Origin of the sequence: Kineococcus endophyticus (assembly GCF_040796495.1) — a bacterium.
GTDB classification, from domain to species: Bacteria; Actinomycetota; Actinomycetes; order Actinomycetales; family Kineococcaceae; genus Kineococcus; species Kineococcus endophyticus.
In genome coordinates, this window is the sequence record NZ_JBFNQN010000008.1 from 52,416 (window position 1) to 77,028 (window position 24,613).

Sequence of the window (24,613 nt, forward strand, 5' to 3'; positions counted from 1 at the left end):
GGTGGGCGGGGTCACAGGTTAACCACGGATGAACCAGTGGTGAACCCGGAACCGTGGGCCGAACGGGTGACTTCCGGAGCCGCGACCAGTTTCCCGTCTCGCAGGTCCAGCACACGGTCGGCCCGGTCCACGCCCTCCTCGCGGTGCGCGAGCAGCAGGACGCTGCGACCGGACCGGGCGTCGAGCAGGTCGGCCACGAGCTGGCGTCCCGTCTCCACGTCCAGACCCTCGGACGGCTCGTCGAGCACGAGCACCCGCACGTCGGCCAGCAGGGCGCGGGCCATCGCCAGCCGACGGCGCTCCCCGCCGGACAAGGGTGCGCCGCCGTCGCCCACACGGGAGTCCAGCCCCCGGGGCAGCGCGCGGAACCACTCACCGAGCCGGACCCGGTCCAGCACCGCGAGGAGCTCGTCGTCGGAGCGGTCCGGGGCGGCCAGCAGCAGGTTCTGCCGGACCGAGGTCGCGAAGACGTGCTCGTCGTCGCCGACCCGGCCGACGACCGACCGGACGTCGTCCCCGGCCAGGTCACCGGCGTCGACACCGTCGAGCAGCACCCGGCCGTCCACCGGGTCGAGGAAGCGCTGCAGCACCGCGGCCAGGGTCGACTTCCCCGAACCGGACGGCCCGCGGACCGCGACGACCTCCCCGGCGCGCAGCTCGAGGTCCACGAGGTCGAGGCAGGGGTCGACGGCCGCGGGGTCCCAGTCCGCCCGCACGCCCCGCAGGCTCAGGACGGTCGGCGACGGCGGCGCGAGCGGTCGTGGCGCAGTGGGTTCAACGGCCGGGACGGAGGTGTCCAGCAGCGCCGTCTCCCGCTGCCGGGCGCGCCGGGCGCGGACGGCGGCCCGCGCGGCGTCGGGCAGGCCACGGGCGGCGTCGGCGAGCACCACCCCGGCCAGCACCGCGGCCGCGGTCCACGCGACGGGGGTGCCCCCCGTCCCGACCAGACGTCCGGCGACGGCCGCGGTCCCCAGGGCCACGAGGCCGGCGCCCGCGGCGGTCAGCCCGGCGGTCGCGGCGGCGGCCCGCGCGCGTCGCCGGTCGGCCGCGGCCACGACGGACTGCCTGTGCCGCAGCGTGTCCAGGGCGTCCTCGGCCGGCAGCGTCTGGAGGTCCTCGACGGCGTCGAGGACCTCCACGGTGGCCGCACTGAGCGCGCCCGTACCGGTGCGGTGCGCATCCCCGTCCGCCCCCTCGCGGCGCTCGGCGGCCGCGGCGACGGCCGGTGCGCCGACCACCGCCACCAGCAGCCCGGGGACGGCGGCGAGCGCGAGCAGCGGGTGCAGCGCGGTGAGCGCCGCCAGAGCCAGCAGCACGGCGACGACCGTGACGGTCGCCGGGTGCCGGGCCCGCAGGACCCCGTCCACGCGGGCGTCGACGTCGTCGGCGAGCTGGACCAGCAGTTCGCCCGAGCGTCCGGACCGCTTGCGGGACAACGGACCCGGCAGCCTCGGCACGAGGGCGGCGACGACGTCGGAGCGCCACCGCGCGAGCCGGGCGAAGGCGACGTCGTGGCTCAGCAGCCGCTCGGCGTAGACGAGCAGGGGCCGCGCCGTGGCGCTGGCGCGCACGACCACGGCCGCCACCGACAGGGTCAGCACGGGTGGGCGGTCGGCGGCCGTCACCAGCAGCCACGTCGCGGCGGCCGTCAACGTCAGGCCGGCCAGGACGGCGACGACGCCGGTCGCGACCGCCAGGGCACCCGCCCACCGGCCGCGACGGGCCGGCTCGGCGGGGGCGGAGAGCACGACTTCCGCCCCCGATGGCGCCCCTGGAGGGGCGGAAAGAGTGTTTTCCACGTGGGAGTCGGGGGCCGGGGGGAGGGGGCGGGCGAGGGTGGTGGTGCGGTCGGCCGCGGCGAGGAGGGCGGGGCGGTGGGCGACGACGAGGACGGCGAGCCCGTCGTCGTGGGCCAGGGACCGCAGGGTCGCGACGACGGCCGCCTCGGCGACCGGGTCGAGGTGGGCGGTCGGCTCGTCCAGCACCAGCACCCGCGCGCCCAGGCGCGCCGAGAGCACCGTCCGGGCCAGGGCCACCCGCTGACGCTGACCGGCCGACAGGCCCGCCGCGTGCTCCCCGAGCGGGGTGGCCGGGTCCAGGTCGGCGGCGGCCACCTCGGCCAGCACACTGCGGACCTGCTCGTCGGTGGTCTCGCGGCCGGCGCGGACGGCGTCCGCCACCGTCACCGCGTGGCCGAACTCGGGTCGCTGGGGCAGGTGCGCCACCGACGCGGGGAGCTCGACGGTGCCGTCGTCGGGGACGAGCACCCCCGCCGCGACACGGGCCACGGTCGTCTTGCCCGCCCCGCTCGGCCCGGCGAGGGCGTGCAGCTCGCCGGGGACGACGTCGAGGTCGACCCCGTCCACGACCGCCGTGCCGTCCTCGCGCCGCACGCCCACCGCCCGCAGCCGGACCCCCGCGGCCGGCGAGGGGACGCCGCGCCGCGGCAGGGGAGCGGTGAGCACCGCGTCGACGTCGTCGACGACCGCGGTCGCGTCGGCGGTGTCGTGGAACCGCGCGCCGACCTCCCGCAGCGGCCGGTACGCCTCCGGGGCCAGCAGGATGACGAGGACCGCGGTGTGCAGGTCCAGCGTCCCCCCGGCCAGCCGCATCCCCGCCGTCACCGCGACCAGGCCCACCGAGAGCGTCCCGACGAGGTCCAGGGCCGTGGAGGACAGGAAGGCCACCCGCAGCACCGACAGCGTCGCGCGGCGGTGGGCGTCCGTCGTCGCCGCGACGGCCGCGACCTGCCGCTGCGCCCGCCGGTGGGCGCGCAACGTCGGCAGGCCGCGGACGGTGTCGAGGAAGTGCGCGGCCAGCGTCCGCTGCGTGCGCCACTGCCGGTCCGCGCGCGCCTGCGTCGCCTTGCCCAGCAGCACGGCGAACACCGGGACCAGGGGCAGCGTCAGGAGCACCGTCACCGCGGACTCGAGGTCGGTGAGGGCCAGCAGCACCAGCACCACCGGCGGCAGCAGCACCCCGGGCACGAGGGCCGGCAGGTACCGCGTGAACCAGCCGTCCAGGGACGGCAGCCCCTGCGTCAGCAGCGCCGCCAGCCGGCCCCGGCCGAACCGCTCCACCCACGCCGGACCCAGCCGCAGCGCCCGGTCGAGCACCCGGACCCGCAGGTCGTCGCGCACGGCGCTCGCGGTCCGCTGCGCCAGCCTCGTCGCCGCCCAGGAGGCCAGGACGCGGGCGGCGACGGCCACCAGCAGCAGCCGGAGACCCGCGGCCGGATCCGTGCGGTGCCACAGGGACACCACGACGTCGGCGAGCGCCACGGCCTGCAGGACGAGGGCGCCGGCACCGGCCGCCTCGGCGGCACCGATGGCCGCGATGCCCGCGCGCGCCGGCCGGGCGTGCCGCAGCAGCCGGGGGTCGACGGGTCCGCGCGGGCGGTGTGCGGTGCTCACCGGGCGGCTCGGCCCACCGCGGCCGGGCGGGCGGTGCGCCGCGAGGGGCCGCTGGCGACGCGGCGGCGGAACACCCAGTAGGACCACGCCTGGTAGGCGAGCACCCCGGGCAGGATGACGACACCGGCCACCGTGATGAGGTGCAGCGCAGCGGGGGAGGCGGCAGCCGCACCGAGCGTGACGTCCCCGGAGGGCCCGAGGGTGCTGCGCAGCAGGACCCACGCGCCGGTGCCCGCGCCGGTCTGCAGGTGGGCGGTGAACACCGCGACGACGCTACCGGCGACGGCCAGGGTCGTCGCCGCGAACGCGAGGGCCTCGGCCCGGCGCCAGGCGGCGACGGCGGCGACGGCGAGCAGGGCGGCCGCGGCGGCGACGACCGCGTGCCCGGCGGCGATGAACAGCGCCAGCGCGACGACCAGGAGGGCCGGTGCGGTCGCGATCGTCAGGCGACGGGCCCGCTGCCGCAGGACGCCGGTCGTGCGCAGGGCGAGGAACGTCGCGCCGTGCACCGTGGTCAGCAGGACGCCGGCGAACCCGCCGAGCACGGCCCACGGCCCGAACAGCGGGTCCAGGGACCGGCCCAGGCCGCCCAGCCAGCCCTGCACGTGGACCTCGCCGCCGGGGGACAGGGCCAGGCCCGAGACGAGGACCCCCAGGACCGCGCCCCAGGTGCCGGCCAGGAGCAGGGAACTCGCGGCCAGGGCGGCGTCGCACCGGTTCCGCCAGCGTGCGGTGTCGTGCTTGCCGCGGAACTCGATGGCGACCCCCCGCACGGCGAGCAGGAGCAGCAGCGCGATCATCGGCAGGTACAACCCGGAGAGGAGTGCCGCGTACCAGTCGGGGAACGCCGCGAACGTGACGCCGATCGCGGCCACGAGCCACACCTCGTTGCCGTCCCAGACGGGCCCGACGGTGCGGACGGCGGCGCCGCGCTCGGCCTCGGTGCGCCCCAGCAGGGGGCCGAGGAAGCCGACGCCGAAGTCGAAGCCCTCCAGGACGAAGAACAGCACCCAGGCCAGGACGGCGATCCCGAACCACAGGACGGACAGTTCCACGACGGGTCCCTTCTGAACTGACGAGGTGGTGGACTCAGTAGGTGGTGACGAACTCGTCGTCCGCGGCCCGTTCGGTCGGCGCGGGCGCCGGGATCTCGGGCAACCCCTTGCGGACCAGGCGGACCGCGAGCTTGACCCAGACGACGGCCAGGGCGCCGTAGACGACAGTGAACGCGGCCAGGGAGGCGGCGACCTCGGCGAAGGTCAGGCCGGGGGAGACCCCGTCGGCGGTCTTGAACAACCCGAACACCAGCCACGGCTGGCGGGCGGTCTCGGTGAAGATCCAGCCGAAGGAGTTCGCAGCCAGCGGCAGCAGCGGCAGCAGGCCGACCGACCACAGCAGCCCCTGGGCCAGGCGCCGGTCCGGACGCAGGACGCGGGACTTCCGCGTGACCCACAGGTGGGCGGCGGCGACGACGACGGCGAACATGCCCACGCCGATCATGAGCCGGAAGCTCCAGAACGCGACCGGGATCCACGGCACGTAGTCGCCGGGGCCGAACTGCGCGACGTAGGCGTCCTGCAGGTCCTTGGTGCCCAGCACCTGGGCCGAGAACGAACCCTTGGCCAGGAACGACAGGAACCCCGGGACCTCCAGGGAGAACGTCGGCTTGTCACTTCCCGGCGGGGCGTAGGAGAAGATCGAGAACGGGGCGCCGGTCGTGGTCCGGTACAACGCTTCGGCCGCGGCCATCTTCATGGGCTGCACCTGGGTGATGACCTTGCCCAGGACGTCGCCGCTGAGGGCGACGAGGCCGCCGCCGGCCAGCAGGGCCCAGGCCCCGAACCGCGACAGCGTGCGGAAGGCCGCGAACTCGCGGGTGTCCTCGGCGTAGTCGCCGCGCAGCAGGTGCCACACGCCGACGGCCATGACGAGGGCGCCACCGGCCATGACGGCCCCGGCGTAGGTGTGCGGGAACGCCGCGAGGTTCACCTCGTTGAACAGCAGTTCCGAGAAGCTGCCGAGCCGGGCACGGCCGGTCTGCGCGTCGATCGTGTAGGCGACGGGGTTCTGCATGAAGGAGTTCGCCGCGAGGATGACGAACGCGCTGATCGCCGTGCCGACCGCGACGATCCAGATGGTGGCGAGGTGGACCAGGGCCGGCAACCGGTCGCGGCCGAACCACCACAGGCCGAGGAACGTCGCCTCGAGGAAGAAGGCGAGCATCCCCTCCACGGCGAGGGTGGGGCCGAACACGTCGCCGTAGAACCGGGCGAAGGAGCTCCAGGACAGGCCGAACTGGAACTCCTGGACCAGTCCGGTGACGACGCCGACGGCGAAGGTCGTCATGAGCAGCTTGCCGACGAGGAGGGACAGGCGCCCGAACGTGTCGTCGGTGTTCCCTCGCCGGACGCGGCGCAGGTGCGCGGTCTGCAGCAGGGCGGTGAACAGCGCCAGGCTGATCGACAGCGGCACGAAGAGGTAGTGGTAGAGCGTCGTCACCGCGAACTGGAGCCGGGTGAGGTCCTCGATGGTCACGTCCTCCGCCTTCCTACGACGTCCTGTCGTACTACGACCAACTGTAGTACTTGCATCGGTAGTACGACGGCTCGCGTTCGGCAGTGTGTTTGACGTAACATCTACCTGTGGCCCTGGGAGAACTCGAACGCGACGTCATGGACCGCCTGTGGGCGGCCGGTGAGCCGCTGACCGTGCGCGAGGTCCACGAGCAGCTCGCCGAGCACCGCAAGATCGCCTACACGACCGTCATGACGGTGCTGGACCGCCTCGCCAAGAAGCACGTCGTGCGCCAGGAGCGCGAGGGTCGGGCCTTCCGCTACACCCCCGTCGCCTCCCGCGAGCAGATGGTCGCCGAGCTCATGCTCGACGCCCTCGGCGGCGTCCCCTCGGTCGACGACCGGCAGGCCGCCCTCGTCCACTTCATCGGCGGTGTCTCCCCCGCGGAGGCCGCTGCGCTGCGCGAGGCGCTCGACGCCGTGTCGAACGGTGGGGCACCCGAGCGGGGGAACGCCACCCCCACCGCCTGAGCCGTGCACACCACCCGGCCCCGGACGCCGTAGGTTCGGACCGTGACAGCCGTCTGGTTCGCAGCACTGGCGCTGCTCCTGGCGGGTCCCGTCCCGGCGCTCCTGGCGCGTGCGCGGTGGACCTGGCAGGTCCCCCGCGCCGCTCTGGTGCTCTGGCAGGCCATCGCGCTCGGCGCCGTCCTGGCGACCCTGGGGGCGGGCCTGGCCTCGCTGTCCCTGCTGTTCACCGAGGAACCGGGGTTCCCGTTCCTGGAACGGCACGGCGTGGTGCAGACGACGCTCATCGGCCTCGGCTCGGCCCTCGTCGCCATCGTCACCGTCCGGTTCTGGGTGGTCGCGACCCTCGTGGGGATCCGCACCCGCCGCCGCCGCAACCGGCACCGTGACCTGGTGGACCTGCTGCACCGCAACGAGTCCGTCTCCGAGGTCGACGCCGCGCTGCTGTCCGGGACCGGGGTGCGGGTCCTGTCCGGACCGGGCCGCGTCGCCTACTGCGTCCCCGGCGTCCGCTCCCGCGTCGTCGTCTCCGACGCGATGCTCGCGTCCTTGACCGCCGAGGAGGTGCGGGCCGTCCTGGCCCACGAGCGGGCCCACCTGCGGGCCCGGCACGACCTCGTCCTGGAGGGCTTCACCGCCCTGCACGCCGCGTTCCCGCGGTTCGTCTCCAGCCAGGCCGCGCTGGACTCGGTGCGCCTGCTCGTCGAGATGCTCGCCGACGACGCCGCCCGCCGCCGGGCCGGTTCGCAGCCGCTGGCGCGCGCGCTGGTGGCCCTGGCCGGCACCGACGAACCCGGCCGGGAGATGCCGGTCGGCTCCGCGGCCCTGGCCCGCGTGCGCCGCCTGGCGGCCCGCCCCCCGCGACGGGGCCTGTCCGTCGCGACCTACGCCACGGCCGCCGTGGTGCTCGGCGGGCCCACGCTGGCCATCGCCGTCCCCTGGCTGGAGGCCAGCTACCGCGCGCTGGCCGGCTGAGCGGCGACGAGGGGACGCCGTGCGTCCCCGGCGACCGGGCGGTGCACGCCGACCCGCGGTTCGAAGCGGCTGACCGTCAGCAGCGTCTCCGGCGCCACCCCGGTCATCCAGTCCACGACCTGCGTGGTCGGGTCCGCGAACGCGTGCTGCAGGACGGCGTGCTCGAGAACCCGGCCGGGGGAGTAGCGAGCCCACCGCGTCACGAAGCGTCCTTCGAAGACGCCGTAGCGGCCCTGGCCCGGCACCCCCACGACGTAAGCGGCGAGGTCCCCGTCCAGCCGCAGCGTCGCCAGTTCGCGGCGGTCCACCTCGCCCAGCGCCGCGAGCCGGTCCAGCCACGTGCGCCGGCCCGCGGGAGTGTCCAGCGGGCAGGCCAGACCGTGTGCGGCGTCGCGGTCGCGGTAGGCGGCCTCGATCTCCGGCAGCGTCGCGGCGAAGACGTCCGGGTCCCGGCTCAGGACCAGTTCCGCCGTGACGCCGTCGGTGGCGAGCCGGTTCGCGTTCTTGCGCAGGTTCTTGCGCATCCCGGCGCTGACGAGGTGGGCTCCGGGCGCGGGGCGCTCGACCACGGGGACGGGCAGTTCGGCGCCGACCTGGGCGCCGGCCGCGACCGCGAGCGCGCGCACGGCCGGGGTGTCGGGCAGCCCGGTCAGCGCCAGGTCCGTCCCGCGCCGGTCGGCGCCGTCGGCCAGCGCCGCGCCGAGGGGGCCGGCCAGGGCCAGGGCCGCACGCGCGAAGTCCTGGGCGCCTCGGGCCCCCGGGCTGGTCAGCACCCCGCTGCGGTACCCGCCGCCCCCGCTCAGCAGGTCGGTGCGCGTCCCGTCCTGCCCGTGGCGGGCGGCCCGTTCGCGGGTGTCCTGGAGGACGGCCAGCCCCCAGGCGGCGCCGTCGCGGACGGTCACGGCCCAGACGGCGGCGGGCGGGGCGGTGGCCACCGCGCGACGGACCCAGGCCAGGGAGGCGGTCACGGGGTCGGCCGGGGACGGGGTTCCCTCGACGTGGTCGAGGAGGGCCTGGACCGCGTCGCGGCCCTGCACGAGCGAGGCCGCGACGGAGGGGAGGGGGCTGTACTGCTGGGGGATGCTCACGAGAACTCTCCGGCCGGAGCCTGGGCGGGAACGGGAACGGGAACGGGAACGGGAACGGGGACGGGAACGGGGGAGGACGCGGTCGCGAGGCCGGCGTCGTGCCGGAGCAGCCAGTCCTCGAGGTCGGCGGCCGGCAGGGCCTTGGCGTACAGCCAGCCCTGCACGACGTCACAGCCGGCCGCGGCGAGCTCGCGGCAGGTCTCCTCGTCCTCGACCCCCTCGGCGACCAGGCGCAGGCCCAGGGAGTGGGCCAGCCCGATCGTCGAGCGGACGATGGCCAGCGCCCGCGGGTCGTCGGTGAGGTCGGACAGGAACGACTTGTCGAGCTTGAGGTCGTCGATGGGCAGCTCGCGCAGGTACGCCAGCGAGGAGTACCCCGTGCCGTAGTCGTCGACGGCGACCCGGATCCCCCTGCGCCGCAGACCGTCCAGGATCTCCTGGACGCGGACGCGGTCGGCCATGAGGAAGTCCTCGGTGATCTCGATCTCCAGCAGCTCCGCCGGCAGCCCGCGCGCGACGAGCATGGCGCACACGCGGTCCGGCAGCGTGGCGTCACCCAGGGAGGAGGCCGAGAGGTTCACGGCGACGGCCCGCGGGCGCCCGGCGGCCGACCACACCGCGGCCTGGTCCAGCGCCTGCTCCAGGACGGCCTGGGTCATGGCCTCCATGAGCCCGGCCGCCTCCACCACGGACAGGAACGCGTCGGGGAACAGCAGCCCGCGGCGCGGGTGCTGCCAGCGGACGAGCGCCTCGACGCTGTCCACCGCACCCGAGGCGACGTCGACCTTCGGCTGGTAGTGCAGGACCATGCGCCGCTCCTCGATGGCCGCGCGCAGCATCTCGGCGGTCTCGAGCCGTTCCCCGGAGGCGAACTCGTCGACGTCGGCGACGTAGGCGAAGCTGCCGAGGTGGCGCGTCTTGGCGTGGTACATCGCCACGTCCGCCTGCCGCAGCAGCGTCGACAGCTCCGCGGCGCTCGCGAGCAGCACCGAGACGCCGATGCTCGCGCGGGCGCGGACCTGCACCCCGTCCAGGCCGTACGCCTCGTGCAGGGCGGTGTGGACGTCGTCGGCGAGGGCGAGGGCCTCGGTCTGGGAGGCGCCGGCGCGCAGGATCGCGAACTCGTCCCCGCCCAGGCGCACGACGACGGTCCGCGGGCTCGCCGCGACGTCGCGGACCCGGCGGGCGATGTCGCGCAGCAGCGCGTCACCGGCCTGGTGGCCGAGGCTGTCGTTGACCTCCTTGAACCCGTCGAGGTCGAGCAGGAGCAGGGCCGCCGTCTCCTGCGGCGCGCACGCGGCGAGCAGCTCCGGACCCCGCCGGTACAGGGCGCGCCGGTTGCCCAGACCGGTGAGCTCGTCGGTCAGGGCGAGCTCGCGGTGCTCGGCCAGCCGGGTCACGTCGCGCAGGGTGACGACCAGGCGCGCCAGGGCGCTGAGGACGGTGGCCGCGGCGACGGCGATGGCGATGGGGTGCAACGGCCAGCGGTGGTCGACGACGAGGACGCCGAGCGCGACGGTGGTGGCCAGGACGGGGATGGACAGCAGCGCCCAGGCGGGCAGACGGGGGCCGGTCGGGGTCGACGTCCAGCCCGGGGTGAACCCCATGAGGACGACGCCGGTGACCCACACGCCGTCCGTGACCCCGCCGGAGACGTAGGTGCCCTGGGCGGTGGCGAACAGGTAGGCGACGTCGGCGACGACGAAGACGACGAGCCCGGCCGCCAGCAGCCACAGCCCCTTGGGCGGGCGCCAGCCGAACAGCGCGAGGACGGCGGCCAGGACCATCAGCAGAACGAGGTCGAGCGCGGGGTAGGCCGAGGTCGTCGCGACCGCGGCCCAGCTGCCCTCGGCCGAGACGATGGGGCCGATGACGGCCGCGGCGGCGACGGCCCCGACGGCCAGGGCGCCGACGACCCCGTCGAGCCACAGGCTGCGGGTGTGCCGGGCGTCGCGGTGCTTGGCCAGCAGGATGAGGGCGACGAAGACGAGCGGGTAGAAGAGGAGGAACCCGAGGTCGGCGCCGGAGGGGTAGGGCGGGTCGGCCATCGGGCGCACCACGATGGTCCAGAAGACGTTGCCGGAGCCGTACACGGCGAGCGCCGCGCTGAGCAGGTACCCGCCACGGCGGGACCCCTGCAGCGCCAGCGTGCGCACGAGGCAGAGGGCGGCCGCGGACTCGTAGGCGAGGTTGTTGAGGACCCCGTCCAGGAGCAGCGAGTAGCCCGAGGTGGCGCGCACGCCCGGCACGGTGGACACGACGAAGGCCGCGGGCACGAGCAGCAGCAGGACGTGCAGCACGCGGTGCCAGCGCGCGGGGAGCACCGTCCGGTGCCGACTGGTTGAGCTCACGACGAACCTCCAAGGTCACAGGAGGTGTCGGTTGCCCATGTGCACGACTCGACCCGCCGAACGGGTGTCGGTCCCGGTTGCGGGACCTGGTCGGCCCGTCAGCCCAGCGCGCAGAGCACGGCGCCGAGGAGCACGAGCCCCACCGCGGTCGTCTGCAGGCGGCTGAGCCGCTCGTCGTGGACCTGCCGGGCCAGCAGGACCGTCACGGCCGGGTACAGCGAGGCCAGCACCGCCACGACGCTGACCAGCCCGGAGGCCGAGGCGAGGGCGAAGGCCGCCGTGGCGGCCAGGTCCAGGACGCCGAGGGCCAGCAGCAGCGGCAGGTCGCGGCCGAGCACGGGGGGAGCGGTGCGCACCACGAACGCCGCGGCGGCGACGACCACGACGAGGGAGGACAGGCGCATCCCCAGCAGGGCCCCCGCGACGGACGTCTCGCTGGCCCGGGCCAGGGCGTAGACCTCCACCCCGAACAGCAGCGCGGCCAGCGCCGCCAGCCCCACCGCCGACGCGGGGGTGCGCTGCGTCCCGGACAGTTCCGGGCCGGCCGTGCCGACGACGCCGACGAGGGCGAGCGCGGCGCCGCCCAGGGCGACGGCACCGGGGCGTTCGCCGGTGAGGACGGCGGCGGCGACGGGGACGAGCATCCCGCACGAGGCGATCGGGGCGACGACGCCCATCGTCCCGCGGGCCAGGGCGGTGTAGAGGGCGCCCATGGCACCGGCCCACGTCACCCCGGCCAGCACGGCCCAGCCGAGCCACGCGCCGGCCCGCACGTGCGCGAGCTGGCCGGTGACCAGCAGGAACACCAGCAGCACGAGGGCGGACAGGACCTGGGAGACGGCGAGCACCTGGACCGCGCGCAGGCGGCGGCTGACGCTGCCCCCGAGGAAGTCCGACGTGCCCCACAGGGCGCTGGCCAGCAGCGCGAGACCGGCGCTCACCGGGCGGGCCGGGCGGGCCGGGACGGGTGGGGGGACGACGAGGGGGCGTGCACGGGGTCTCCTCGACCACCGTGCACGCCCCCTTGAGCGTTCACCCACCCGCTGTGGCGGGCCTCACCCCTGGATCACCGACAGGTCACTGCTGGATGAGGTACAGCTCCAGCTGCACGATCCCCGGGCGGGGGGACTGGGCGTTGACCGCGCGCCAGAAGTCGCGCTTGGCGGACCCGGCGAACACGCCGGGGGCGGCCGCGTCGAGCTGGGCGTTGACCCGGCGGGCCAGGGCCGTGCCGGCACCGGGGTCCCCGGCCGTCCCGAAGGTCAGGACGAACGCGGCGCGGCGGTTCTGCGCCGCCAGGTCACCGACCGCCCCGGCGACGGCGCCGCGGATGGCGTCGTCGGTGGAGGCCCCGTCGACGAGCACCTCCAGGACGACCGGGGCCTGCGCGACGCCCGCGGGCATCGAGGGGACCGGGTCCGGTGCGGGGGCCGGGGCGGTGACGGTCACCGTCGGCACGGGCGTGGGGGTCGGGCTGGGTGTGGGGGTGCTCACGGCGGCCGCGGCCCGGGGGGCGTCGACCCCCGCGTGGACGGCCCCCCCGGCGGCGAGCCCGATGATCGTCAGGGCCAGGAGGGCGTCGGCGAAGACCCAGCCGGCGAGGCCGACCGTGCCGTCCTCCTTGCGTCCCAGACGGGCCGAGGGTCGCAGGGCCGGGCGCCTCACTGGCCCACCCGCGCGTAGCGGCGGGCGGCGAGGTCCTGCAGCGTGCGCGGCGCGACCGCGACGAACTGCTCCTCGACCTCGACGTCAGGTCGAGCGTTGCGTCGCACGACGGCCTCGGGCTGAGCCTGAGGGTGAGGCACGCGCAGCTCGGGGCGGGGCTCGGGACGCACGTCCTGGCGGGGCTCCGGACGCGGTTCGGGGCGCGGTTCGGGGCGGGGCTCGGGGCGCGGCGCCGGGCGACGGGCGGGCACGACCGGGCGCTGCTGCTGCTGCTGCTGCTGGCGGGCCGAGGCGATGGCGATCCGTTCCGGCAGGGCCTCGACCTGGTGGGTCAGCTGGTCCATGACGCCGTCGACGACGGAGCCGAGCTCGGAGTTCAGCGACTGGCTGAGGGTGGAGGTGAGGTCCTGCGTCAGGGTGCGGCTGGCGTCGCGGTAGGCCCGGTTGACCTGGCGGACGTGGTCCTCACCGGCCATCGCCAGCGTCTGGGTGACCGCGGCGGAGACGTCCTCGCGCAGGGTGGAGCCGATGCTGCGCAGGGCGCGGCCGGTGGCGTCGGCGTGCTCGTGCTGGACCTTCTCCAGCCAGCGCGGCACCGACCGCATGTCGTGGGCGGCCTCGACGAGGCGGTTCTCGATGCCCCGCCAGGAGTCCAGGACCTCGTTCTGGGTGGTGAGCAGGTCCGCGAGGCGCTCCTCGTGGCGGGTGCGGCGGTCGGCGGCCTCGGCGGCCGTGGCCAGGACGCGGCTCGCGGTGCCCAGGGCCGACTCGGCGGCCTCGGAGGTGCGCTCGACGTCGCGGCGCAGCGTCTCCATCGTCGTGGCGGCGTGCTCGGCGGAGGCCGAGACGTGCTCGCTGAAGGCCTCTCCGGTCATCCGGGTGACCTGCTGGACGCTCTCGACGACGGTGGCGTGCATGGTCTCGACCGACTCGCGGGCCGTCGTCGACAGGGCGGCGACGTGGCCGGTGACGGCCTCGCCGAAGTCGGCGCTGTGCTTGCTCATGGTCTGCGCCGACGTCGACAGCTCGGTGATGGACTCCCGCGTCTGGGTGCTCAGCGCCTCGACGGCGGCCGAGACGCCCTCGACGGCGGACAGGACGCGGTCGCGGCCCTGCAGCCCCTCGCGCAGCGCCTCGGCGGTGCCGGCGCGGACCTGCTCGAGGTGCTCGGTGAGGGTGCGGGTGGACTCGGCCAGGGTGCGGGTGTGCTGCTCGCGGTCGGCGGCGATGAGCTCACCGTGGCGCGAGACGGCCTCGGTGACGGCGGAGCCGAGCTCGGTGGCGGCGCGGGCGACGTCGGCGCCGCCGGTGTTGGCGGCCTCGGCCGCGGTGATCGCGTGCTGGGCCGAGGACCGCACGGTCGCGACGAGCTCGCTGGTGTCGGCGTGCAGGCGGATGGTCTCGGCGACCAGCCGGCCCAGCTCGGTCAGACCGCGCTCGAAGTGCGCGCCGAGCTGCTCGGCGGCGTTGCTGCGGTGCGGGGCCAGGGCGAGCGTGGCGCGTGCGGCGAAACCGCGCAGGAGTTGCCGGTGGGACTCGTCGGCGCGGGCGGCGGACAGCTCGTCCGCGCGCTGGCGGCGGTCGGTCGCCACGGCCACCGCGATGGCGGCGGCGATGAGGACGACGGCGAACTCGGCGACGCGGTCGAGGGAGAAGAAGGTGCGGCCGCCGAAGCCGTCGAGCCACAGCTGCAGGAACGACTCACCGTCGGCGGCCTCCCCGGCGGCCGACATCTGGCCGTAGGCGCGGCCGGCGAAGAGCAGACCGACCCACGTCACCATGACGGGCGCGAAGACGAGGATGGTGCGCAGCGACCCGGACCGCAGCACGCTGCGGCGCAGCTCCAGCGGGGCGACCGCGGCGTCCACGTCGAGGACGTCGAACAGGTCGGCGTCGGCCCAGCGGCCCAGCCGTCCGTCGCCACCCTCGGCCTCGGTGCGCACGGCGGTCGCCAGCTGCCCCAGCACCTGCGCGCGGTGCTCGGAGGGCTCGGCGGCCGTCAGCTGCTCGGCCTCCTCGGCCAGGAGGGCCAGTTCCGCCGGACCCGCGGCGGGCGCGTCGGTGGGACGTTCTGCGCTGTCCATGGAGTGGGTGTTCCTGTCCTGGAGTGGGTGGGGGACGGTGGTGCGGCTGCGCTCTTCCTCGGCGCGGGCGGCCGTGAGCTTGAGCGGCTGGATCGTCCGGACGTGCGTCACCCGTCCGGCCCAGCCGCACCACGCACCGTGTCGGGGCGTCGGGGGAGGGGGCACGGTCAAGGGGCCGGCGCGTTGCGCCGATGGAGTGGGCAGCTCTAGAAGCCCGGACACGCCTCACGGGCCCGGGCGGCCACCGTCGGTGGTCGTCGCGGGGTCGGTACCGCCGTCCGGGTGACGTTCCCCGGCCCGGTCGGCGCAACCGCGCGAACCGGTGCGGCGCAGGTGGACGACGGCACCGATCGGTGTCCCGTCCGGGCTCAAGACGCAGGGCCACAGGGCCGAAGGAGTGTCTGAGCCAACAGAGCCCGAAGTCCCCAGCGCTCAGCTCGATCCGACAAGTTCGAAACCCGGAGGGTGGCCCCGTGTCCGATCTCACCAGCGTCGCACTGCACACCGCGTTGAACGGTCTGCAGGCGCGGCAGCGGGCCATCGCCGACAACATCTCCAACATCAACACCAAGGGCTACCTGGCCAACAAGGTGCAGTTCGAGGACGCCCTGGCCAGCGCGGTCGCCGCCGGCGACCCCGCCGCGGCCGTGAGCGCCGACATCTCCACGAAGAAGTCGCTGGAGCCGACCCGCGAGGACGGCAACAACGTCAACCTCGACGAGGAGTCGATCTCGAACATCTCCACGAACCTCAGCTACCAGACGGTGCTGAGCGCGCTGAACTCCAAGTACTCGTTGCTGCGCACCGCGATGAGCAGCCAATGACGACGGATCCCCTGGTCCCGTCCACCGGTCCCCGTCCCCTGACCTGACATCCGGAGCACCGCATGAGCATCTTCGACGCGATCGGCATCGCCGGTACCGGCGTCACCGTGAACCGCAAGTGGATGGACGCCGTCAGCGACAACCTGGCGAACATCAACACCGCCGTCCGGACGTCGGACCCGGCCTACGAGGCCAAGTACGTCGTGGCCGCCGAGGCCGCCGACGGCAAGGGCACCCAGGTCGCCGGCATCGTCACGGGCAGCGCGGAGGGCAAGCTGGTCTACGACCCGTCGAACCCGCTGGCCGACGAGCAGGGGTACGTGAAGTACCCCGACATCGACATGAGCACGCAGATGACCAGCCTGATCATGGCCCAGCGCGCCTACCAGGCGAACCTCTCCGTGATCGACCGGTCCAAGGAGGCCTACCAGGCCGCCCTGCAGCTCGGGAAGGCGTGACCGGGATGAGCATCGAGTCCATCGGTGGCGTCGGGGACGTCGCCAGCACGCTCGGCACCCTGGCCACCGGCTACGGGCAGGGCATCGCCGACACCGACAACCTGCAGATGACCGGAGCGGTCGGCGGGGGCAGCGGCACCTCCTACACGGGGGTCGTGAACCCGGCCGCGGTCTCCGGCGTCGCCGGCACCGGGGCCTCCACCTCGGTGGACGGGACCTCCGGGACCGACTTCGCGTCGCTGCTGGCGCAGGGGCTCGGCGGGGGAGTGGACAAGCTGCAGGGCCTGCAGTCCACCTCCGACGACCTCGCGGTCAAGGCCGCCACGGGTGACCTGACCAACGTCCACGACTACATGATCGCCAGCAACGAGGCCCAGCTGGCCACCCAGCTCACCGTCGCCATCCGCAACAAGGCCGTCGACGCCTTCAACGAGATCATGAGGATGCAGGTCTGATGGCCAAGGCCAAGGGAAGCGCGGCGATCGTCGAGAACGCCAAGAACTTCGTGTCCGGTTTCCGGACGTTTTCGACCGGCCAGAAGGCGGTCGTCATCGCGGTCGTGGCCGCGCTCATCGGCGGGGCCGTCGTGTTCTCGCAGTGGGCGTCCAAGCCGTCGTACTCGCCGCTGTTCTCCAGCCTCTCGGCGACGGACGCCAGCGCGATCACCGAGAAGCTGAAGGCGGACGGCACGCCGTACACGATCTCCGACGGTGGCGGGACGATCTCCGTCCCCGCCGACAAGGTCGACTCCGAGCGCCTGGCGATGGCCGGGGCCGGCCTGCCGGCCGAGACCGACTCCAGCTCCGGCAGCCTGCTCGCGACCCAGGGCGTCACCGCCTCGGAGTTCGTGCAGCAGCAGGCCTACCAGCAGGACCTGAAGAAGGAACTGGCGAAGACGATCGAGGCCCTCGCCGGCGTCGACTCGGCCGTGGTCAACCTCGCGATGCCGCAGAAGGACGTGTTCCTCGACGAGCAGGACCCGGTCACCGCCTCGGTGCTGGTCAAGCTCAAGCCGGGCGCGACGCTGTCCAACGACAACGTCACCGCGATCGTCAACCTCGTCTCCGGCGGCGTGCCGGGCATGGACCCCAAGAACGTCTCCGTCGTCGACGACAAGGGCAACACCCTCTCGACCGACGGCACCGGGTCCAGCGCGCAGAACGAGAAGACGAGCGACTACAACGCCAGCGCGTCCTCGGAACTGCAGAGCTACCTCGAGGGCATCTACGGCAAGGGCAACGTCAAGGCGACCGTGAAGGCCTCGCTGGACTTCGACGACAAGACCGTCGAGTCCGAGACCTACACGCAGCCGGAGAAGATCGACCCCCTGGCGCAGCAGAAGACCACCGAGACGTACAACGGCACCACCGGCACCGGTGCGGCCACGGGCGTCCTGGGTCCCGACAACATCGCCGTCCCCGGTGGCACCACGGGCACCGGTGGCAACGGGGGCTACTCCAAGACGTCGGAGAGCTCCAACCCCTCGGTCGACAAGACGAAGACCGTCATCAAGCAGGCCCCCGGCAAGGTCGTCAAGCAGACCGTCTCGGTCGTGCTGAACGCCGGCGCCAAGGGTGCTGCGGGGGCTGCGGACATCAACCAGGTCACGCAGATCGTCAACCAGGCCGCCGGCATCGACGCCACCCGCAACGACACGGTGTCGGTCGTCAAGACCGCGTTCGACGACTCCGCCTCGACCGACGCGGCCAAGCAGCTCGCCGAGGCCGACAAGGCCGAGCAGCAGGACACCCTCATCGGGTACGCCAAGACCGGTGCCCTGGCCCTGCTCGTCCTGATCATGCTCATCGTGATCCTCGTGGCCTTCCGCCGCCGCAAGGTGGAGACGGTCGACGTCCTGGACGTCGACCCCCTGCAGCTCGGTGACATCACCGGGCCGCCGGCCGGGCTCAAGGAGATCGCCCCTGCGGTCGAGAAGCACGTTGCGCTCGAAGCAGCACCGGTGGACCCGGCCCTGGAGGCCGCGGCCGCCCGCCGCACCGAGGTCGTCGAACTCGTCTCCCGCCAGCCCGAGGAAGTCGCGGAACTGCTCCGCGGCTGGCTCGCCGATCGGAGGTCCTGAGCCGTGCCGTCCACCGAGCTCGAGGTCGCGCCCCTGACAGGGGCGCAGAAGGCCGCCGTCCTGCTGCTGCAGGTCGGTCAGGAGAACGCCGCCAAGGTGCTGGGTCACCTGCGGCCCGCGGAGATCGAGGAGCTGACCGCCGAGATCCTGCGGCTGCGCTCGGTCACCCCCGAGGTGGCCGGCGTGGTCCTGGAGGAGTTCCACGGGCTGATTGCCTCGCCGCTGCGCGGCGGGCTCGGTGGCCTGGACTACGCCCAGTCCCTCCTGGAGGGGGCGCTGGGCGCCGAGGGCGCCGCCGAGGTGCTCGGCCGGGTGGCCGAGGCCGCGATCGTGCAGCCCTTCCAGTTCCTGCACCAGGCCGACCCGCAGCAGATCCTCACGTTCCTGACGGGGGAGCACCCGCAGACCATCGCCCTGGTCGTGGCGCACCTGCGTCCGGACCAGGCGTCGATGATCCTCGGCGGGCTGACGGCCGACATGCAGGCCGACATCGCGCTGCGCATCGCCACGATGGAGGCGACCAGCTCCGAGTACGTCCGCCTCGTCGAGGACGTCGTCCAGCGCCGCACCTCCACGGTGCTGCAGGCCAAGACGAACACCGCCGTCGGCGGCGTCCAGCCCCTGGTCGACATCATCAACCGTGCCGACCGCGGCACCGAGCGCTCCATCCTCGAGGGCCTGGCGGCCAAGAACGCCGCGCTGGCCGAGGAGATCCGCGGGCTCATGTTCGTCTTCGAGGACATCACCACCCTCGACGACCGCGCGATCCAGCTCGTCCTGCGCGGGGTCGAGACGGCCGACCTGGCCACGGCCCTCAAGGGCGTCACCGAGACGGTCCGGGACAAGATCCTCAAGAACGTCTCCGAACGTGCCCGCGAGAACCTGCTCGACGAGATCGAGCTCATGGGCCCGGTCCGCATGTCCGCGGTCGAGGAGTCCCAGCAGAAGGTCGTCGCGATCATCCGCCAGCTCGAGGAGTCCGGCCAGATCGTGCTGACCCGCGGTGGTGACGATGACTTCGTCTCCTAGCCTGGGGCGCAACGCCTTCCAGGCGGCCGACACCCGGCCCACCACGACCCGCGAACCGCGCGTGTTCGTCGCCGTCCCCGCGGCGACGAGCACGTCACCGCGGGGGTTCGTCGGCCTCGACCTCGCCCAGCGCGAGGACTCCGCCGAGATGGTGCAGCTGCGCGAGCAGGCCCGCACCGAGGGCTACGCCGCCGGCTGGGCCACCGGCATGCGCCAGGCCGCCGTGCGCGCCGAGGCCGAGCTCGAAGCCCAGCGGGAGGCCGCCCACACGGCCGCCCGGCTGGACCGCGACGAGCGCCGCGCCGCGCGCGGTCGCGCCGAGGAGGCGCTGCTGGCCGCGGGCGACGCCCTGCGCGCCGAACGCGAACCCGCCATCGGTGCCCTGGCCGACACCGTCCTGGAACTGGCCCTGGAACTGGCCGGGGCCGTCCTGGACCGTGAGGTCCAGCTCATGGACTCCCCCGTGGGGGAGGCCGTCCGGCGCGCCCTGGCGCCCCTGGACGCCGAGAAGCCCGTCACGGTCCGTGTGAACCCGGTCGACTTGAGCGCCCTGACGGGTGACGCCCTCAAGGGTCGGCACGCGACGTCCGATGCAGAACTCGTGAGCTTCCTCCCCGATCCCACCGTGCACCCGGGTGACGCGTTCGCCCGCCAGGGGGACACCGAGGTGGACGCCGGCCTGCGGGCCAGCGTCGCCCGGGCCCTGGCTGCCCTCGTCGGAGAGGGCGAGACCGGAGCGCTCGCGTGAGCGCGCTGGTCTCGGGCGTCGTGTCACAGCGCCTCGCGGCGCAGGTGCGGGAGGTCCTGGCCCCCCAGGTCGCCCGCGCCGCCGTCGCGGCCCGCCCGCAGCTGCGCGGGCGGGTCAGCGCCATCGTCGGCCTGTCCGTCGAGGTCTCCGGCCTGCGTGCCGCCGTGGGGGAGACGCTCCTGCTGGGCGAGCCCGGCACGGCCGCGTGCATCCCCGCCGAGGTCGTCGCCGCGGAGGGGTCGCGCCTGCGCTGCCTGCCGCTGGGCCACCTCACCGGCCTGGCCGCCGGCGCCCCGGTCGTCGCGACCGGCCGCCCCTCCGACGTCCCCGTCGGCCCCGCCCTGCTGGGCCGGGTCGTCGACGCGATGGGCAACCCCCTCGACGGCGGCCCGCCGCTGGTCTCCGCACCCCGCGCCGCCCTGCACGCCAGCCCCCCGCCGGCGCTGTCCCGCGGCCGCGTCGACGCCCCCCTCGGTCTCGGCGTCCGCGCTCTGGACACCCTCGTCCCGGCCGGTCGCGGCCAGCGCTTCGGCATCTTCGCCGGCTCCGGCGTCGGGAAGTCCTCGCTGCTGTCGATGATCGCCCGCGGCACCTCCGCCGACGTCTCCGTGCTCGCCCTCATCGGTGAACGTGGCCGAGAGGTCCGCGAGTTCATCGAGGACGACCTGGGCGCCGAGGGGCTGGCCCGTTCCGTCGTCGTCGTCGCCACCTCCGACGAGGCCCCCGTGCTGCGCCTGCGTGCCGCGCTGACCGCCACCGCGATCGCCGAGTCCTTCCGCGACCTGGGCGCCGACGCGGTGCTCATGATGGACTCCCTCACCCGCGTGTCCATGGCCCAGCGCGAGATCGGCCTGTCCGTCGGCGAACCCCCCGCCACCCGCGGCTACCCGCCGAGCGTCTTCGCCCTCATGCCCCGCCTGCTCGAGCGCGCCGGGCCCGGCGTCACCGGCTCCATCACCGGCATCTACACGGTGCTGGTCGACGGTGACGACCACAACGAGCCCATCGCCGACGCCGCCCGCTCCATCCTCGACGGCCACGTCGTCCTGGACCGCCGGCTCGCCACCGCGGGGCACTTCCCGACCATCGACGTCCTCGACTCGGTCTCCCGCGTCGCCGGCCGCGTCACCGGACCGGACCAGAAGGCCGCCGCCACCGCCCTGCGCCGCGTCCTGGCCGCCCACCGCGAGGCCAAGGAGCTCATCGACGTCGGCGCCTACCAGCCCGGCGCCAACCCCGAGGTCGACGCGGCCGTCGCGCACCTGCCGGCGATCAACGCCTTCCTGCGCCAGGACATCCACGACATCACCCCGCCCGCCCAGGCGTGGGCCCAGCTCCAGCAGCTGGTCGCGAGCTTCGGAGGACGACTGTGAGTGCCACCCGGGCGATCATGGCGCTGCTGAAGCTGCGCAAGGTCCAGGCCGACCAGATCAAGATCGACGTCGCCGCCGCGAACGCGGTGCTGCGCAACGAGAACAAGCGGGCCGCCCGCGTCCGGCACGAACTGGGCGAGGCCCACCTGAGCGACGAGACGATGGCCGCCTGGACGGCCTCCGTCGCCCGCCGCGCCGCTCTCGTCGCCGACCTCGAGGGTGCCCGCGCCCTCGTCGCGCGCGCCGAGTCCGACCTGGGGGAGAAGCAGGCCGCCTGGGCCCGCGCCCGCCGCGCCGAGCGCTCCCTCGAACGCGTCGTGGAACGCCACGAACGCGCCCAGGAGGAGGCCGCGCTGCGCGCCGACCAGAAGGCCCTCGACGACCGCACGGTCGCCGAGTTCGCCGCCCGCGCCCGCCGCCGGGCCCAGCTCGAAGGGGGCCAGGAGTGAGCGGCATCGCCGAGGTCCAGTCGCGCATCGCCGACATCGAGGCCCGCATCGCCCAGTTCGCCGGCACCACGGGGCAGACCCTCGCCACGACCACGCTGGCGAAGGCCACCTCCACCGCCTCCGGGGAGTTCGCGAACGTGCTGTCCAGCACGGGGTCCGGCGTGGGGTCCGGCGTGGCGGGCGCCGTCAGCCGCGGGACCCGCGTCCTCAACGACGCGGCGCTCGGCGGCGGCAGCACCGGCCAGCGCCTGCTCGACGTCGCCTCCCAGTTCAAGGGCGTGCCCTACAAGTGGGGCGGCACCACGCCGAGCGGCTTCGACTGCTCCGGCCTCATCCAGTACGCCGGCAAGCAGATCGGCCTGACCCTGCCCCGCACCGCGGCGCAGCAGGCCACCGTCGGCACCGCGGTCCCCTCCCTGGACCAGGCCCGTCCCGGCGACCTCGTCGTCCTGGAGAACGGCCACCACATCGGCATCTACGTCGGCAACGGGCAGATGCTGCACGCGCCGAAGACGGGCGACGTCGTGAAGATCTCCAAGGTCTGGGAGACCCCCATGACCATCCGCCGCCTCGGCACCACCGCGGCCACCACCGCCACCTCCGCAGCCCTGGGCGTGGGCGTCGCGGCGACCCTGCTGTCCGGCCTCGGGGGCACGACGGCCACCGACGCCTCCTCCTACGTGCGCCCCGCGTCCCTGTCGACTGGTGCGACGTCGAAGTCAGCCCCGTACGAGAGCGCCTTCACCGCCGCGGAACAGAAGTACGGGCTGCCCACCGGCCTGCTGCGCGCCGTCGCCAAGCAGGAGTCCGGCTTCGACCCGACCGCCCGCAGCCACGCCGGCGCCACCGGGCTCATGCAGTTCATGCCCGCCACGGCCCGCAGCCTCGGCATCGACCCGACCGACCCGTTCGCCTCCATCGACGCGGCCGGCAAGTACCTCTCCGGGCACCTGAAGACCTTCGGGTCCGTGTCCCTGGCCCTGGCCGCCTACAACGCCGGCGCCGGGAACGTGAAGAAGTACGGCGGCGTCCCCCCGTTCGCCGAGACCCAGAACTACGTCAAGAAGATCACCGCCGACCTCGGGAGTGCCGCGTGAGCGCCAACCTGTCCGTCACGACGCTGCCCTTCCCGGTGACGTCCCGCGAGAGCGGCCGCTCCGGCGGCACCCGCGGGGCCGAGGCCGACTTCGCCGGCTCCCTGGGCCAGGCCGTCCAGGACCTGCGCACCCCCTCCCGCGACACCCGCGACGACCGGCCCGTCCGCGACGACCGCCCCGACGCCTCCGCGGCGACCGAGCGCGCCGTCGAGAAGGCGGTGGAACGTCACGACGAGCGCCCGGCCGAGCGGCCCGAGGCGCGGCCCGCGAAGGCCACCGAGCGCACCGAGAAGGGCCACGAAGCCCGCCCGGTCACCCGCGCGAAGGGTGAGGAGGCCGACGAGACCGACGCCGAGGGCGAGACCAGCGCGGACGCCACCGTCACCGCGGTGCCGACCGTCCCCGTCGACCCCTCCCTCCTCGGCCTGCCCGCCGCCTTGCGCGCCGCGCTCACGCCGAAGACCGCTCCCGGCCTGTCCGGTGAGAACGCCGGGACTCCCGTGACCGGTGCTGCCGGCGCGGCGGGTGTGGCCACGACGCAGCCGCTCGTCGACGCCGCCCCCGTGGCTGCGACGTCGACGACCACCGCCGCGGTGGCCAAGCTCCCCGGACCGTCGACGGTCCCCGGCGCGCCGGTGGCGGCTCAGGTGTCCCCGAACGGCGTCCCCGCTGCTGCGAGCACCGCTGGGAGCACGCCCGCCGCCCAGACCCCGCAGACCTCGCAGGCCCCGCAGGGCACCCCGGGCACCCCCGGCACCCCCGGCACCCAGGCCACGCCCGTGGCCGCGACCCCCGCCGACGCACCCGCCGACGCTGTCGCCACGGCGCTCGCAGGCGCCGGCGTCACGACGACTCCCGCTGCCGGCTCCGGTGCGCCCGCCGCTGCGGTCCAGACGGCCGTGACGGGTCTGCCCCAGCACGTGCGTCCCACCGAGCCGTCCCAGGCCCCGGTGGACGTCACGCCCGCCGCCACCGCCACGACCGCGACGCCGGTGGCCCAGGCCGCCACGCCGGTGCCGGCTGCTGCGTCCACGACGTCCCAGGCCCAGGCTCCGACCGCCGACACCGCCCCGGCCCCGGGCGTCCCGGTGGCACCGGCCGCGGGTCAGGCCGGCCAGGGCGCCGGTGACGGTGCGGGTGCCGGTCAGCAGCAGGATCGGGCGGGGCAGCAGCCCGCCCCGGCCCCGCAGGTGCCCACCGCACCGCGCGCCGCCGCGGGGGAGGCCCCCGTGCAGACCGCGCCGGTCGTCCTGGCCGGCAGCCCGGCCGTCACCCAGCCGATCGCCCCGCCCGTGACCGCTGCGGCGCAGCCGGTCCCGGCCGCGGTGGCCGACGACGCGGGGGTGCCCGCGGGTCTGCTGCCGACGGCCGTCCCGTCCGTGACCGGTACCGGGACGGTGACCGCGCCGGCGGGCGCCCAGGCGTCGACGCCGCCGGTCCCACTGCCCCTGGCCAACCCCGCCGCGTTCGCCCAGGGCGTCGCCGGGCGCCTGGAGGACCTGCCCGCGGCCGACGCCGTGCACCGCATGTCGGTCGAGGTGAACCCGCAGGGCCTCGGCCCGGTGAAGGTGACCGCCGAGGTGAGCGGAGGAGCGCTGCACGTCTCCCTCGCCGGGGCCTCCGAGGCCGCCCGCCACGCGTTGAAGGCCGCCGTGGGCGATCTGCAGCGCGAACTGTCGACCGGCAGCTGGACGCAGACCACGGTCGACGTCCGCGCCGACTCCGGCTCCTCCCAGCAGGGTCGCTCGGCCGACGCACAGTTCGGCGGTCAGCAGGGGTCCTCCTCCGGGCAGCAGGGGTCCGGGCCGCGCTCGGCCGCCGCCGAGGCCGGCGCGAGCGCCCGGTCGGCGTTCTCCGCGGCCGCCGCCGAGCGCCGCAGCGCCCGCGAGGCCGCCGCCGTGGCCGCCGGTCGTGTCGACCTGAGCGTCTGAACCGTTC

20 protein-coding genes are annotated in these 24,613 nt (G+C 74.9%); 12 read left to right on the top strand and 8 right to left on the bottom strand.

Annotated features, from left to right (window positions below):
- Positions 1-11: 11 nt before the first annotated feature.
- From cydD to AB1207_RS12485, 3 genes are read right to left on the bottom strand one after another with little or no spacing between them, the layout of a single operon-like run.
- A complete protein-coding gene (gene cydD, locus AB1207_RS12475) occupies positions 12-3,413 on the bottom strand; it encodes a thiol reductant ABC exporter subunit CydD (RefSeq protein ID WP_367638699.1) in 3,402 nt (1,133 codons plus the stop codon).
- A complete protein-coding gene (cydB, locus tag AB1207_RS12480; RefSeq protein WP_367638700.1) occupies positions 3,410-4,468 on the bottom strand; it encodes a cytochrome d ubiquinol oxidase subunit II in 1,059 nt (352 codons plus the stop codon). The genes cydD and cydB overlap by 4 nt, the downstream gene beginning before the upstream one ends.
- 34 nt (positions 4,469-4,502) lie before the next feature.
- On the bottom strand, positions 4,503-5,948 hold the full coding sequence (locus AB1207_RS12485) for a cytochrome ubiquinol oxidase subunit I (protein WP_367638701.1): 1,446 nt from the start codon (positions 5,946-5,948) through the stop codon (positions 4,503-4,505).
- A gap of 137 nt (positions 5,949-6,085) precedes the next feature.
- Between AB1207_RS12485 and AB1207_RS12490 the strand changes: the two genes are divergently transcribed.
- Positions 6,086-6,457, top strand: a complete 372-nt coding sequence (locus AB1207_RS12490; protein ID WP_437178933.1) for a BlaI/MecI/CopY family transcriptional regulator — start codon at positions 6,086-6,088, stop codon at positions 6,455-6,457.
- A 42-nt stretch (positions 6,458-6,499) separates the two neighbouring features.
- Complete coding sequence (locus tag AB1207_RS12495) at positions 6,500-7,429, top strand: M56 family metallopeptidase (protein WP_367638703.1); 930 nt, start codon at positions 6,500-6,502, stop codon at positions 7,427-7,429.
- Here the strand turns inward: AB1207_RS12495 and AB1207_RS12500 are convergent.
- From AB1207_RS12500 to AB1207_RS12520, 5 genes are all read right to left on the bottom strand, one after another.
- Complete coding sequence (locus AB1207_RS12500) at positions 7,408-8,517, bottom strand: GNAT family N-acetyltransferase (protein ID WP_367638704.1); 1,110 nt, start codon at positions 8,515-8,517, stop codon at positions 7,408-7,410. The two genes, AB1207_RS12495 and AB1207_RS12500, sit on opposite strands and share 22 nt — an antisense overlap.
- A complete protein-coding gene (locus tag AB1207_RS12505; RefSeq protein WP_367638705.1) occupies positions 8,514-10,868 on the bottom strand; it encodes a putative bifunctional diguanylate cyclase/phosphodiesterase in 2,355 nt (784 codons plus the stop codon). Before AB1207_RS12505 ends, AB1207_RS12500 begins: the two co-directional genes overlap by 4 nt.
- 98 nt (positions 10,869-10,966) lie before the next feature.
- Positions 10,967-11,809: an EamA family transporter gene (locus AB1207_RS12510; protein ID WP_367638706.1), complete on the bottom strand. Its 843-nt coding sequence runs from the start codon at positions 11,807-11,809 to the stop codon at positions 10,967-10,969.
- A gap of 136 nt (positions 11,810-11,945) precedes the next feature.
- Positions 11,946-12,533, bottom strand: coding sequence for a hypothetical protein (locus AB1207_RS12515; protein WP_367638707.1), 588 nt, complete (start codon positions 12,531-12,533; stop codon positions 11,946-11,948).
- Entirely contained in the window at positions 12,530-14,617 is a 2,088-nt protein-coding gene (locus AB1207_RS12520; protein ID WP_367638708.1) for a hypothetical protein, read from the bottom strand. The genes AB1207_RS12515 and AB1207_RS12520 overlap by 4 nt, the downstream gene beginning before the upstream one ends.
- A 473-nt stretch (positions 14,618-15,090) precedes the next feature.
- On the opposite strand from AB1207_RS12520, the gene AB1207_RS12525 reads away from it, so the two are divergent.
- From AB1207_RS12525 to fliK, 10 genes are all read left to right on the top strand, one after another.
- A complete protein-coding gene (locus AB1207_RS12525; RefSeq protein WP_367638709.1) occupies positions 15,091-15,441 on the top strand; it encodes a flagellar basal body rod protein FlgB in 351 nt (116 codons plus the stop codon).
- A gap of 62 nt (positions 15,442-15,503) precedes the next feature.
- On the top strand, positions 15,504-15,899 hold the full coding sequence (gene flgC, locus AB1207_RS12530) for a flagellar basal body rod protein FlgC (RefSeq protein ID WP_367638710.1): 396 nt from the start codon (positions 15,504-15,506) through the stop codon (positions 15,897-15,899).
- Positions 15,900-16,006: 107 nt separating this feature from the next.
- The gene (gene fliE / locus AB1207_RS12535; RefSeq protein ID WP_496204300.1) at positions 16,007-16,354 is read left to right on the top strand and encodes a flagellar hook-basal body complex protein FliE; all 348 of its coding nucleotides are present in this window, start codon (positions 16,007-16,009) and stop codon (positions 16,352-16,354) included.
- Positions 16,354-17,979 carry a flagellar basal-body MS-ring/collar protein FliF gene (gene fliF / locus AB1207_RS12540; protein WP_367638712.1) on the top strand — a complete coding sequence of 542 codons (1,626 nt, stop codon included), beginning with the start codon at positions 16,354-16,356 and terminating at the stop codon, positions 17,977-17,979. The genes fliE and fliF overlap by 1 nt, the downstream gene beginning before the upstream one ends.
- Positions 17,980-17,982: 3 nt before the next feature.
- Positions 17,983-19,008 carry a flagellar motor switch protein FliG gene (gene fliG, locus AB1207_RS12545; protein WP_367638713.1) on the top strand — a complete coding sequence of 342 codons (1,026 nt, stop codon included), beginning with the start codon at positions 17,983-17,985 and terminating at the stop codon, positions 19,006-19,008.
- Entirely contained in the window at positions 18,992-19,756 is a 765-nt protein-coding gene (locus AB1207_RS12550) for a FliH/SctL family protein (protein ID WP_367638714.1), read from the top strand. The genes fliG and AB1207_RS12550 overlap by 17 nt, the downstream gene beginning before the upstream one ends.
- Positions 19,757-19,800: 44 nt before the next feature.
- Positions 19,801-21,129: a FliI/YscN family ATPase gene (locus AB1207_RS12555; protein WP_437178934.1), complete on the top strand. Its 1,329-nt coding sequence runs from the start codon at positions 19,801-19,803 to the stop codon at positions 21,127-21,129.
- Positions 21,126-21,578, top strand: a complete 453-nt coding sequence (locus tag AB1207_RS12560) for a flagellar FliJ family protein (RefSeq protein WP_367638715.1) — start codon at positions 21,126-21,128, stop codon at positions 21,576-21,578. The genes AB1207_RS12555 and AB1207_RS12560 overlap by 4 nt, the downstream gene beginning before the upstream one ends.
- Complete coding sequence (locus tag AB1207_RS12565) at positions 21,575-22,675, top strand: NlpC/P60 family protein (RefSeq protein ID WP_367638716.1); 1,101 nt, start codon at positions 21,575-21,577, stop codon at positions 22,673-22,675. The genes AB1207_RS12560 and AB1207_RS12565 overlap by 4 nt, the downstream gene beginning before the upstream one ends.
- A complete protein-coding gene (gene fliK, locus AB1207_RS12570; protein ID WP_367638717.1) occupies positions 22,672-24,606 on the top strand; it encodes a flagellar hook-length control protein FliK in 1,935 nt (644 codons plus the stop codon). The genes AB1207_RS12565 and fliK overlap by 4 nt, the downstream gene beginning before the upstream one ends.
- Positions 24,607-24,613 lie beyond the last annotated feature (7 nt).